The organism is Flavobacterium ginsengisoli, from assembly GCF_029625315.1.
Classification (GTDB): Bacteria; Bacteroidota; Bacteroidia; order Flavobacteriales; family Flavobacteriaceae; genus Flavobacterium; species Flavobacterium ginsengisoli.
On the sequence record NZ_CP121110.1, the window covers coordinates 5,205,765 to 5,219,338 of the forward strand.

A 13,574-nucleotide genomic window follows, 5' to 3' on the forward strand; every position below is an offset into this window, starting at 1 on the left:
TATCGAAGGTAAATTTAGAAGAAAAAGCCATGTTTTGCTATGACTGGAATCATATTTCTAATTTTTTTTTAATCTAAGTCTAATATGCAGGTTCTAATTTTGCCTTACTTACTTTGATTTGTTTCTTTTTAGATAGTTGTGTTATAGTGTAATGCATCCAAACCAGGCAAACAGTTGAAAAGATTAGAATAAAGATCCATGAACTAGACCAGATTCCGGTTGCCGTTAGTAAATATCCGAAGATAATTGGGCCGAAAAATCCGCCTAAACCGCCAATCATTCCAACCATTCCGCCAACAACACCAACTTCTTTTGGAAAATATTCTGGAATGTGCTTGTAAACTGCAGACTTTTCCGATTCCCCAAGAAATCCCGATTAGAATTACTAAAATCAGAAATACCCACATATTTGCATCAAACTTAATCACAGTAACACCTCTTGCAATTAGTTCTTTTTTAGCCACGCTTTGATTGTGCGCGACTACAACATCTTGCCAACTTGATGTGGTTGGAAAAATAGTGCTTTCATTAGTGTTGGTTATTTTTTGGGCAATCGGATATTCCTTATCACCAACTTTTACGGTTTTATCACTAATTTCGTTTACAACGCCTTTTTTAGTAGCTAGAATTCCCGGACCAGAAGTGGTGATTTCCATTTTTGGAATTGATAACAATGCACTCAAAATTACTGAAGAACCCAAAACCCAATACATTACTTTTCTAGCTCCGAATTTATCTGATAAATATCCGCCGAATGCACGAATTACTCCTGAAGGCAAACTGAACATTGTTGCAAATAAACCTCCCATAACTAAACTTGTTTGATATACATTCATGAAGTTTGGCAATAGCCATTGTGAATAAGCCACAAAACATCCAAATACTAAGAAGTAATATGCTCCAAAACGCCATACTCTTTGTGATTTTAAAGGCGTAAGCATTTGCGAAATAGATTTACCGCTACTTTCTATTTTTTTATTTTGTGCGAAAATTAAAAAGGCAATGCCAATTATTACCAATGAAATAGCATATATAACAGGCAATACTTTCCAGCCGTTTTGCGGATCGTCTATTGAAAAATGGTTTAATAATGATGGTGCTAAGAATGTTGTAATGGCTGCACCAGCATTTCCCATTCCGAATATTCCGAGCGCTCGCCCTTGCCATTCTTTTGGATACCAGATTGAAGTATATCCAATTCCGACCGCAAAACTGGTTCCAACCATTCCAAATAAAAAGCTTAGTAAAGCAAACATCGCGAAGCTGTCAGCATAAGGAAGGAGAAACAGCGGAATTGAACAAAGCAGTAATAAAAGCGAAAAAACATATTTTCCTCCAAATTTATCTGTCAAGATTCCGATTGGCAGACGCATGATTGATCCAGTTAAAATTGGAATTCCTAAAAGCCATCCAACTTGAATAACATCCCAGTGGAAAATTCCGTTATCGACTAAAAAGGTTACCAGAACTCCATTTAATGTCCAACAGGCAAAACACACTGTAAAAGCCAATGTGTTCAAAAATAAAATTTTGTGTGATTGCGATAGTGAGTTTGTATTTTTCATAGCACTTATATTTTTATGTAAAAATAAGTACTATAACTTAGTTAAAAACTGCTAAAACGCAGTTTTTGAAAAACAATTACGTATTTATACGTAATTTTAAATTAAAGAATATTCAGTCGCTTTATTAGAAAGTTCCATTAGGTTTTTTACTTTCAGTTTTTTCATTAAGTTGAAACGGTGTACTTCGGCAGTTCGTTTACTAATATCTAAAGCTTCCGCGATTTCTTTGTTTCCTTTTCCTGATAATAAAAGAGTAAGTATTTCTTTTTCTCTTTTTGTAATCATCATTTCTTCACCCAAAGTTTGTTTTGGTTCTAGTGATGCAGACGGATTTGTCAATTGTCCGATTAAAATAGAAGAGATATCGCCACTGAAATATTTTCCTCCAGCAGAAACACTATGAAGCGCTTTTAAAAATTCTTCTTTGCTTGAACCTTTGAGTAAATAACCATCAGCTCCAGCTTTTATAGATTTCAATACATATTCTTCCGATTCGTGCATCGAAAGCATGATGATTTTTACGTTGTTTTTCTCGTTTCTAAGTTTTTCTACTACCTCTATACCAGTTAGATTAGGCATACGAATATCTACTATAAGTAAGTCAGGCTTAGTTGACGCAACGACTTCAAGCGCATCTGCACCATCAATAGCTTCGCCTACAACCTCAATGTTTGCTTCGTTTTCCAGTAAAGATTTGATTCCGTCTCTAACAAAAACATGGTCATCTGCTAATACTACACGAATGATATTACTCATAATTTACTTAATTTAGATTCTAGATTTTTACGTATATTCATCTATAAAGAAGACGCTAATATACGTACTTTTTTTAAAATTAAATTCCAATATTAAAATTTCTAATGTTGAGAATTTTAAATTTCAACGATGAAACTCTAAATTTTGAGAAAGTTTTACATCAAGTTTGTCATTTCGAGGAACGAGAAATCTCCACAAGTAACTCCACAATCTAAATCGGCAATCTTTGTAGAGCTACTTGTGAAGATTTCTCGTTCCTCGAAATGACAAAAAGTACTTGATGATATACTGGAAACGATTGTTTGCGAGAGGGATAGGATCAATCCGCCGCGGCGGAGCGGATAGCCCGACAGTATTGGGGAAAGTGGGCGAATATAGACAAAGTTTGTTTGCCCACTTTTTCTAATACTGGCTCGCACAAAATAATTAGATAATTAGTCAATGTGTCAATTAGATAATGTTTAAAATTACTTTAATTATCTAATTGACGCATTATCTCATTTGAGAATCGGAATGTTGAATGTAATTCTCGTTCCTTCGCCTGGAATGGAGTTCATGAAAACGCGTCCGTTGATGTATTGGATTCTTTCTTTCATGAATAAAAGTCCCATTCCGGATTCGCTGTTGCGTTTTTTGTGGACAGAATTGATGTCGAAACCTTTTCCGTTGTCGTCGATGATGATGCTTAAAAGTGTTTCGCTGTGGGATAGCTGGACGATTATATGGGACGATTCGGCGTATTTTATGGCGTTGTTGATGGCTTCTTGTGTGAGACGATAAATGTTGATTTCAATTAGGGAATCTAGTCGTCGGTCGAAATCGGTTTTGTTGTAGAAAAGGATTTCTTTTCCGGTTAGTTTTGAGAGTTCTTGTGTGAGTTTTGCCAATGAAGAAACGATTCCGTGATCGCTTAATTCTGGTGGCATTAGGTTGAAAGTAGCTGTGCGAACACCTTTAATAATGTCAAGCGAAAGCTTCTTTAAATATTCAATTTTTTGTTCTGATTTTTCTCTGTCATCGAGATTGATGCTTTCTAAACTGAATTTTAAACCCGTAAGCATTTGCCCGATTCCGTCGTGAATTTCTTTTGCGATTCGGTTTTGCTCGTTTTCCTGATTTTCAACAATTTTGCTTGAAATAATCTTTTGCTGATTGATTTTTTCAGTTGTGTTTTCAAGGTTCAAACGTTCCACTTCGCGCTGTGCTTTTTTGCGTTCGGTGATGTTGAAGCAAACGATTAAAAGTTCTAGTTCGTCTTTTTTGATCATTACCGGAACCATCGATAAATCTAGCCAAATGGTTTCATTTTCTTTATTTAAAATACTCATTTCGCCTTGCCAGCCACTTCTTTGTTTTTCGAAAACTAGGCGGTCGAAATTGGTTTGTTCTTTTTCGTCGACGGTTAAAACTTCGGAGAATTTTTTGTTGGATGAAAACTTGGTATAATTCAGCAATTTGGCAAATTTTTCTCCGATGTGAATGATCGAACCGTCGGGCGCAATTCGGCAATACAATAAAGTATTTTCCATTGCGTAATTGAGCGATTTTAATTCTTTAACCGAATTTTCCTTGATCTCGCTTAGAATTTCTGTGTCGTAAGCGAGCTTTAAAGCTTTCTTTTCTGAAGATAAAAGTCTTGTAATTAATCTTTCGATTTTTTTATTTGTAGGTCTGAAAATGAAAAGGAATTCTAAAAGTAAGACCAAAAGCGTGAATCCGAAAATCCAATATTCTATTCGGCGTTGTTCGGTTACTTTTTCGTGTGCTTCGAGATCGTATTGGGTTACGATTTGATTCATTTTAGAAAGGAAAACGCCTTCGGTTTCTAAAATAATGTTTACGAATTTTTGGTTTTCAACAGTTGTTTTTTTCTGCTTTACATTCAGTAAAAAGGAATCAGTTGTTTGTGCAATTTTATTGAAAATCGGATTGATTTCGAGATATAATTTAGAAAGTGTTTCTGATTTTTCTTTTGGAAAAGCCAAGCTGTCACTGCCATTTTCGAGCGCATTTTGGTTTTTCTTCCAAAGCGCTAAAACTTCATTTAAATGCGAAATTTGTTTGATGGAAGCGGTATCAGAAACGTAATGCAGAATCAGAACTTCTTTGACGATTTTCTGGCTCAGCATTCGTTGTTTTCCCGAGAAATTAATGATTTTAGAGTCGCTTAACTGCTGATTCAGATTGTATTGTACTAAAACCTGACTTACAATTATAGTTAAGGCAATAGTAAGAAGCGCAAAAAAATACAGACGACGTAAATTTTTGAACGTGATTTTGTCTTCTTCCTGATTGCTTTTCTTCATATGAATTATAGTCCTAAAGAAGCTTTTATAAGATTCAGATTTTCTTCAGAATAGTTGATTTTTAAGGCTTCCTGATGTCCTTTTTCCGACATTTTATCCCAGGTTTTTTTGATGATGTTTTTTAGTTTTTCTTCGTCGTGTTTGTGTACAAAAGGTTCTAAGTAATATTCTAAAAACACCAGACAAATAACGTCTTCAAGTAATTGGGTTTCGTGATCTTTTTTAAGTAATTTTTTCTCTATTAAAAAGGAAACACGATCGATAAAAGTCTGGTCGTAACCTGCTTTTTCTAGTATTTCGGAAGTAGTTTTTGCGTGAAATTTTTTCAGTTCTTCTCGCCATTTCAAATAACCAACACGATCCATTGGATACGATTCGCGGGCGACTTTCCATCGACAGATGTGTTGTGCTTTTGATGCGATTTGGATTTCTTCGGATGCATTGGGTTCAAACTGCATCAGTCTTTCGTACATCCTGTTGGAATACAATAATTCTTTTGGATATTCTTTGTTTTGGTCGGTTTCGATGTTTGGGTCTTGTGCGTTTTCGGCATCAATCCATTCGCTTGCTTTTTGAAAAGGTGTAGTCATTTTTTGGTTTGATAATAGAATTTCAAAGATACGGAATTAAGTTTTTTTTCGCCACGAATTTCACGAATTAGCACGAATTATTGTTTTTGTTTTTTGCCACAGATTAAAGGATTTTTTGGATTTAATCTTGTGTAAATTTTTTTCGCCATGAATTTCACGAATCTCCACGAATTAAATTAGTGTAATTTGTGAAATTCGTGGCGAAAAAAAATCCTTTTAATCTGTGTAATCTGTGGCCTATAAATCAGTCTATGAAACCAACAAAAACTTCATCTTCAACAATCTTTATGGGATAAGTTGCAATGCTGTATTCTTCGCCGTTTAAGTTAGAACCATCAACTAAAGAAAAAGTCTTTTTATGCATCGGGCAGGCGATTTTTGGGATATCGTCGGCAGAACCTGTCATTCCTCTTGAAAGCACCATTTCCATTTTGTGAGGGCAGGCGTTTTGGCAGGCGTACCATTCGTTGCGACGGGTAAAATTAAAAATCGCAATTTGTTTGTTTTTGTATTTGATACATCCGCCTCGGTTGGTTGGAAAATCTTCTACTTTACCTGCTTTGAACCAAATTGTAGCATCGCTCGCATGAACTGTTTCGTATTGATTTAAGATTTCTTCCATTTTGATAAGTTTTGATTTCCTGTTTCTTAGCCCTCTTTTTACAATCATGAGAGTTATGATGGCGCAGTAAAAAAGAGGGTAAGAAGGACAGCAAACGTTTAATGATTTTTTTTCTTTTTTTTGGAGCTATTTTTTTCTCCCGCAGATTTGGCAGATTTAGCCGATTTTATTTTTAATCTTTTTAATCTGTGGCTTTTATTTTAAACACATAGAAACATAGATTTTTTTGTTTGTTGTTTGAGAAATAGAAAATTAAAAGAAACTAGTTTCTAACACATAGCTATGTGTATTTATGAAAGTGAAACGCCTTTTTTTGAGTTCAATAATTCTATGTCTCTATGTGTTTAAATAAATTTACGACCAGGCTTTTGGCATTTTTTGATCTCTTAGCGGAACAAAAACGGCGTTATCGTCTTTTTCGTCTGAGTTTATAAAGTGATTGAAACGTTTTAATAATCTTGGTTTTTCCAGCACTTGTTTCCATTCGCATTCGAAAGTGTTTACTAAAGTCTGCATTTCGGCTTCGAGAGTTTCGCAGATTCCTAGGCTGTCTTCGATAATAACTTCTTTTAAATATTCTAAACCTCCGTCTAGTTTTTCTAACCAAGTTGAAGTTCGGATTAGCGGGCCAGCGGTGCGGATGTAATACATTAAGAAACGATCCATGTATTTGATTACGGTTTCTTTGTCGATTTTTTCGGCTAATAAAACGGCGTGTTTTGGGTTTGCACCGCCATTTCCTGCGATGTATAAATTCCATCCGCCTTCAACAGCAATTAATCCGAAATCTTTTCCGCGGGCTTCGGCGCATTCGCGAATGCAGGCTGAAACACCTCCTTTTAATTTATGCGGAGAACGGATTCCTTTATATCTATTTTCAAGTTCGATGGCAAATCCGGCGCTGTCGTCCATTCCGTAACGGCACCAAGCGTTTCCAACACAGCTTTTTACGGCACGAAGTGATTTTCCGTAGGCGTGACCGCTTTCAAAACCATTGTCTATTAATATTTTCCAGATTTTTGGTAAATCGCTTAAATGTGCTCCGAATAGATCCACTCTTTGTGCTCCAGTGATTTTAGTGTATAAATCGAATTGTTTGGCAACTTCGCCAATTACAATTAATTTTTCGGCAGTAATTTCCCCTCCCGCAACTCTTGGAACAACAGAATAAGTTCCGTTTCGTTGAATATTCGCTAAAAATCTGTCGTTTGTATCTTGCGTTGTAACGTGTTTGTTTGCCGTATCGTTGTAAATACTAGAGAAAATTGAAGCTACAACAGGTTTGCAAATTTCGCATCCATCGCCTTTTCCATGATGATCCAGAACGTCGTAGAAATTCTCGTATTTGTTGATTTTTACCAAATCAAATAATTCCTGACGGTTGTAATTGAAATGCTCGCAGATCACTTCTTTTACTTCTTTTCCTAAAGATTTTTGAGTTGCTTTTACCAAATCTGAAACCATTGGTTTACAGCCTCCACAACCTGAAGTTGCCTTAGTTGCTTTTACAACATCTGAAAGAGAAGCACAACTTTCATCTAAAATTTTACAGCAGATTGCACCTTTGGTAACATTTTCGCAAGAACAGATTACGGCTGTATCAGGCAAATCCATAACGCTTCCTAAAGAAGAACCTTCAGAACCATCGCGAGAGCCTAAAATCAAATCTTCCGGATTTTTAGGCAATGCCATTTCATTGATATAAATCTGGAAAAGGGAATTGTAATCGCTAGAATCTCCAACTAAAATTCCGCCTAACAATTTTTTAGAATCTTTGGTAACGTTGATTCTTTTGTAAACGCCACTTAGTTTATTTTCATAAATAATAGCGGTAACGTCATTATTTTCAATAAAAGGATCACCAAAACTAGCCACTTCAACACCAATTAATTTCAATTGTGTCGACATATCGATGGTTTCCCTCATGGTTTTATCGCCATTTAAGATTTGCTCAGAAGCGACATCGGCCATTTCGTAACCTGGAGCAACCAATCCGTAAATGTTTTGGTTGTAAAGCGCTGCTTCGCCAATCGCAAAAATAGAAGGATCTGATGTTCGCATTTCATTGTTTACCACAATTCCGCCTCGTACACCAACTTCAAGGCCTGAAACTCTAGCCAGTTCGTCGCGAGGTTTGATTCCGGCAGAAATAACCAACATGTCTACTTTTAACAATTCGTCGTTTGCAAACATCATTCCTGTTATACTTTCTTTTCCGTCGATATATTGTGTTGCTTTGTTGAGATGAATTCCGATGTTTAATTCTTCAATTTTAGCTTGTAGCATATCACTCGCGCCTTGATCCAATTGTCTCGGCATCAAACGTGGGGCAAACTCCACCACATGCGGATTCAATCCTAAATCTCTAACGGCTTTTGCCGCTTCAAGACCTAATAAACCTCCACCTAAAACAGCAGACTTCAGTTGCACCTTTTTGTTTTATTTTTTTGGCGTAAGCCATTATCGCATCAAGATCTTCGATGGTTCTGTATACAAAAACACCTTCTTTTTCGACACCTTCAATTGGTGGAACAAAAGCCGAAGAACCGGTTGCCAAAACTAAGTAGTCGTACGTATGCGTTTTTTCTAAATGAGTATGTATTGTTTTTTCTGTACGGTTAATATCTGTAATTAATTCAGAAGTGTTTAGAATAATATTGTTTTCTGCGTACCATTGGGTTGTTGAAAGAGATAGGTCGTCTGCCGTTTTTCCTCCAAAGTACTCGCTTAAGTGAACGCGATCATAAGCGCGTCTTGGTTCTTCACCAAATACAGTGATTTGATACTTTTCCTGTCCTGATTTTGCAACAAACTTTTCGCAAAATTTATAACCAACCATGCCGTTTCCAACTACTATTACTCTAATCATGATTTCTTTAATTAAGTATTATTATGCAAATATAAGTATTTATACTTATAAAAATACGTAATAAATTTGTTTTTTTTAAGTATATAGAAATTTTTTTACTACGTATTTTACTTTGATCTTTTACGTAGTGCGGATTACGAATGATTTTGTCGTATTTAGTTTTTTTAAATTTGAAAGGATTCTAAATAAGCGTTTCAAAAAAAATGTCGTAAATTCATAAGAATTTTATAGATGTTTTACGAAGAAGAACATTTTTAATTTAGATCTCATGAAAAAAGTACTCTCATTATTGTTGTTATCATTTTTAATGATAGGCTGTAAAACGACAGCAAATAAAGAAACTGCACAAGCGGGTTCGACAAGTTCTACAGAAGAAGATTTAAAATATTATTTTAAAGGAACAGGAAACGAACCGTTTTGGGGAATCAAAATAGGGAATGAGGAAATCGTTTTTACATCATTAATACCTGGGAAAGAAAAAGTCATTTTTCCCGCTGTGGAAGCTATTAGAGCAATGGATGCGAATGTGAAAATGTATAAAGTAAGTAATGAAAATACTTCGGCGACAATTACAATTCAGCAATTGGATTGCCAAGATTCAATGTCTGGTGCGATTTCTCCTTATAGTGTAAAAGTCGAAATCAAAAATAATTCAGAATTAGAAACGAAAAAAGTAAAGGGCTGCGGAAAATATTTAACCGATTATCGTCTTCATGATATTTGGGTTTTGGAAGAACTAAATGGTTATAAGGTTTTTGCAACTGATTTTCAAAAAGAAATGCCTCGAATTGAAATTAATTCATCTGAAAATAGATTTTCTGGTTACGGAGGTTGTAATGCGATTAGCGGTTCTATTTTTTATGAAAAGGATTTGCTAAGATTTACAAAGGTAATTTCGACTTTAATGGCCTGCCCGCAAGGAAATAAAGAAGGTGAATTTACAAAAGCGTTGCAAAGCACAACTACTTATTCTATCGGGAATAATCAGTTGATTTTATCTAATCCTTCTGGGAAATTGGCTGTTTTTAAAAAGGTTGATTGATTATTATTTGTTCCCGCAGATTTTGCAGATTGAGCAGATTTTTATCGCATTTTTTGGCATTTCGACGAAGGAGAAATCTTCGCAAGAAATTCTACAAAGATTGACCTTTCTGTGCGGAGTTACTTGCGAAGATTTCTCCTTCGTCGAAATGACAATAATATGTTTAATACATGATCTTCAACATGTTTTTTTTGTTACTCAAGCAATTCCTTAGTTTCTTCCTCTTCGTCATCACCTTCAATAAAATCCAATTCCAAAGCTTTCACACTCTGAACTGCATTTCCGGCAATACCACGAATTGACCCGTACATTCCTAAAGTATTGTGAACCACTTTTTCGATTTGTTTTTCACGTTGTTTCCAGATTCTTTGCATGGCTCTTTTTTCAGAATCTAAATCGCTTTGCATTTGTGTAAAACCTTCAACAATTCCTTCAATTTGCAAACGGAATTCGTTGCTGGTTAAGAAATCATACAACATAGACATTTTATCGCCTTTGTTTTCCTGCGCCTGAACGGCTTGATTGATCTGAATTAATGACTGACGTAAAACCGCGCTTAAACCTTTAAATTCTTCGTAAGTACAAATCCAGATTCCGTCGCGCATGCCCATTCGTTCCATTCCGTTTGGCATTACTTCAGTGACTAAAACTCCAATATTGGCTCTCTTGATTCTGATGTCATTTTTAAATTTCTCAATCCATGAAGGTTGAAAAGCTTTTGTTCTTTTACTTTCGTAATAAATAGAACCGCAATTTTGGTGTTCTCTTGTGTTTACAACTTGAAGACAATCGGCGCCGTTTGCGCCTTTTTTAATTTCGTCAATACTGTCAAGAGGAAAGTTGTTTGCCAGCCATTCTTCGATAGCTAATTCCATTACTTCACCTTGCAATTGCATTGAACCTTGTTCTTGCTTGCGTTTCATTTCTTCAGTTAGCTTTTTTTGTTCTTCTAGCTGTTTCTGAAGTTCTTTGAATTTCAATTCGTTTTTATCGTCTTCTTGTTTTCTGATTTTTTCGCGTTCCAAAGTCAATTGAGCGTTTAATTGCTTTTCGGCTTCGGCTTGAATGGCATCTTTCATTTCCAGTTTTTCGCGCTGTAACTTGGCGATTTCACCTTCCATTTTATTTAATTCCCTGATTTTTTCCGATTTTTCAGAGAGTTCTTTTTCCATTAAAAGCAAACGGTCCTTGTTTTCTTCTTCAAGTTTGGTTTTTAGTTTTTCAGAAATTTCTTTTTCCGCAATTTTTCTTTCACGTTCCAAACGCTCGGCAAAAAGTTCGTTTTCTTGTTTCTTTTTGGCTTCAAATTCGGCTTTGGCTTTATCCAATTGTTCGTTTTTAAGCTCTAATTCTTTATTTTGAATAGTCGCTTTTTGTTGAAATTCTTTACGGATACTGTCTTCTAATTGATGTTTTAAAACATCATTTACGTCGATAGGAGTTCCGCAGTTTGGACACTGAATAGAAGATTGCTCAGCCATTTTATATTGAAATTTTATTGTAGAATTTGAATTTGCTAAGATATTTAAAAGTTCTCTTTTTATAATGTGGATTTCTGTACTAAATTGTAACGAATTTTTGTTATAGCCACGAAGGCGCTAAGGCGGAAAGTTTTTTTATAATTTAATCTCGCAAAGGAGCGAAGGCGCAAAATTTTTTTTTACAGCTTTTTCGAATTGTTTGTCATTTCGACGAAGGAGAAATCTCCACGAGAAGCTCTACAAAGATTGGCTTATAGGAACGGAGTTACTTGCGAAGATTTGCTTCGCCTGGTCGCTATCGCTCGAGTCTCCTTCGTCGAAATGACAAAAATGAGATAAAATCCTTTTAATCTTTTAATCTGTGGCTAAAAAAAACTTTGCACCTCTGTGCCTTTGCGAGATTAATTTCACCACAAAACTTAGCGTGAACTACTTTTATTCAATAAAAAATCAACAGCAGTTTTTGTAATTTCAGAATCATCTTCTTTTGAAGTGATAATTGAAACATCTGTACGTAAATTGACTTTTTTCAATTCAATAAAACCAATTTCAGGATCCTGATTATTTCTGGCAATGTTCGAAGGAACAATCGAAATTCCCAATCCATTTTTAACTAATTGTACGATCGAATTGATGTTATTCGCTTCGTGAATAATCTTCGGCGTAAAGCCATAAAAAGCACAAAGTTCCAGTAAAACTTCGTGATAATGTGGTGCGTAATCTTTGTTGAAGAAAACGAATGTTTCATCTTTCAGGTTTAGAATTTCTTTTTCAGATTTTAGCTGAATATTCTTTTTATTAAAAACAATTGAAAATCCGTCCTGAAACCATAAATGCGATTGTATTTTGGGAGATTTTATTGGTGATCGAATAATTCCCATTTCGATTTTTCCTTGTTCTAAAGCATCGATTTGTTTAGTGGTCGAAATTTCGAAAAGTTTAAAATTTACATAGGGAAATTGCGTTTTAAGATGTTTAATTAAATCTGAAATTATTGCTGAATAAATCGAACTGATATAAGCAATTCTGAATTCGCCCGAAACGTTTTCTGCGATCTTTTTTGTTTTGAGTGAAATGCGTTCAAGATTCAGGAAGAGGTCTTTTGTTTCTTTTTCAAAATATTTTCCTGCTTCTGTGAGTTCTACTTTTTTGTTGTTTCGAATGAAAAGTTTTGCTTGAAGCTCTTCTTCCAATTCAGCTATTTGTCGGCTTAATGGAGGTTGAGAAATAAATAGTTTTTCTGAAGCTTTGGTAAAGTTTAGTTCTTCGGCTACAGCCAGAAAATATTTTAAGTGACGTAATTCCATGATACTTTTAAAGTATTGTTAATTGATAAAAATAGTATTTTTAAAGTATTTATTAAAAGAATAGTTTTGAAAAATCAAAAAATAATTCTCTCGCAGATTGAGCAGATAAAGCAGATTATTAATTTTTAGATAAATCATTCTTAATCATAATAATATCCAATCATATAATAGCAAAAAGATTCGCTCAATCTGCTTGATCTGCGAGAGATTCAAAAAAAACAAAAGACCATGAAAAAATCAACTATTAAAGAAATCAAAGAACGTTTTGACAATGATGTCGAACGATTTTCAAATTTAGAAACGGGACAAGTAGCAACAATAGATGCTACTATTTCTTTAGAATTAATAACCGAAGCTTCAAAACGTATTGTTCCGAAGGCTAAAAATGTGTTAGATGTTGGCTGCGGAGCCGGAAATTATACTTTAAAAATGTTATCTAAAGTGCCAAATTTAAATTGCACTTTGGTCGATTTGAGTTTGCCAATGCTAGATCGTGCTTTTCAAAGGGTTTCAGCTGAAACCAACGGAAAAGTAGTAACAAAACAAGGCGATATTCGCGAAATAGATTTAGAAGAAAATAGTTTTGATATTATTTTGGCAGGTGCAGTTTTGCATCATTTGCGTGATGATAACGATTGGAAAACGACTTTTACTAAATTGTTTAAATTATTGAAACTTGGCGGTTGTTTGATGATTTCGGATTTAATCACACAAGACACAGAATTATTAAATGAATATACTTGGCAACGTTACGGCGAATATTTAGAAGGAATTGGAGGGGCAGAGTACCGCCAGAAAGTTTTGGATTATATCGAAAAAGAAGATTCTCCAAGATCGATGAATTATCAATTGGATTTAATGAAAAAAGTAGGTTTTTCAAAAGTTGAAATTTTACATAAAAACATGTGTTTTGGCGCTTTTGGAGGAATAAAATAAAAGTTTAATCGTTTGATTTTTGTTTTTGGTCGGTTTTATGTTTCTGTCTGTATAATAATTGATTGATGAAGTGAAAAAAAGTGTTGTTTTGTATAATCAA

Annotated in this window: 8 protein-coding genes and 2 pseudogenes; 2 read left to right on the forward strand and 8 right to left on the reverse strand. The window is 34.7% G+C overall.

Going from position 1 to position 13,574, the window contains the following annotated elements; genetic code table 11:
* Positions 1–79 precede the first annotated feature (79 nt).
* From P5P87_RS24775 to nirB, 6 genes and pseudogenes are all read right to left on the reverse strand, one after another.
* Positions 80–1,565 (reverse strand): annotated as a pseudogene (locus P5P87_RS24775) (MFS transporter).
* A 96-nt stretch (positions 1,566–1,661) separates the two neighbouring features.
* Complete coding sequence (locus tag P5P87_RS24780) at positions 1,662–2,321, reverse strand: response regulator transcription factor (protein ID WP_198856357.1); 660 nt, start codon at positions 2,319–2,321, stop codon at positions 1,662–1,664.
* A 497-nt stretch (positions 2,322–2,818) separates the two neighbouring features.
* On the reverse strand, positions 2,819–4,627 hold the full coding sequence (locus P5P87_RS24785) for a PAS domain-containing sensor histidine kinase (RefSeq protein WP_278020962.1): 1,809 nt from the start codon (positions 4,625–4,627) through the stop codon (positions 2,819–2,821).
* A gap of 5 nt (positions 4,628–4,632) precedes the next feature.
* On the reverse strand, positions 4,633–5,217 hold the full coding sequence (locus P5P87_RS24790; RefSeq protein WP_278020963.1) for a DUF4202 domain-containing protein: 585 nt from the start codon (positions 5,215–5,217) through the stop codon (positions 4,633–4,635).
* A gap of 244 nt (positions 5,218–5,461) precedes the next feature.
* Positions 5,462–5,839, reverse strand: a complete 378-nt coding sequence (gene nirD, locus P5P87_RS24795; RefSeq protein WP_278020964.1) for a nitrite reductase small subunit NirD — start codon at positions 5,837–5,839, stop codon at positions 5,462–5,464.
* A 354-nt stretch (positions 5,840–6,193) separates the two neighbouring features.
* Positions 6,194–8,708, reverse strand: a pseudogene (gene nirB / locus P5P87_RS24800) (nitrite reductase large subunit NirB).
* A gap of 268 nt (positions 8,709–8,976) precedes the next feature.
* On the opposite strand from nirB, the gene P5P87_RS24805 reads away from it, so the two are divergent.
* Complete coding sequence (locus tag P5P87_RS24805; RefSeq protein ID WP_278020965.1) at positions 8,977–9,750, forward strand: META domain-containing protein; 774 nt, start codon at positions 8,977–8,979, stop codon at positions 9,748–9,750.
* 194 nt (positions 9,751–9,944) lie between these two features.
* Here the strand turns inward: P5P87_RS24805 and P5P87_RS24810 are convergent, their stop codons facing one another.
* Together P5P87_RS24810 and P5P87_RS24815 are read right to left on the reverse strand one after the other, a co-directional pair.
* Positions 9,945–11,231 carry a DUF2130 domain-containing protein gene (locus P5P87_RS24810; protein ID WP_278020966.1) on the reverse strand — a complete coding sequence of 429 codons (1,287 nt, stop codon included), beginning with the start codon at positions 11,229–11,231 and terminating at the stop codon, positions 9,945–9,947.
* A 419-nt stretch (positions 11,232–11,650) separates the two neighbouring features.
* Positions 11,651–12,538, reverse strand: coding sequence for a LysR family transcriptional regulator (locus P5P87_RS24815; RefSeq protein WP_278020967.1), 888 nt, complete (start codon positions 12,536–12,538; stop codon positions 11,651–11,653).
* Positions 12,539–12,766: 228 nt separating this feature from the next.
* Between P5P87_RS24815 and P5P87_RS24820 the strand changes: the two genes are divergently transcribed.
* On the forward strand, positions 12,767–13,474 hold the full coding sequence (locus P5P87_RS24820) for a class I SAM-dependent methyltransferase (RefSeq protein WP_278020968.1): 708 nt from the start codon (positions 12,767–12,769) through the stop codon (positions 13,472–13,474).
* Positions 13,475–13,574: the final 100 nt, after the last annotated feature.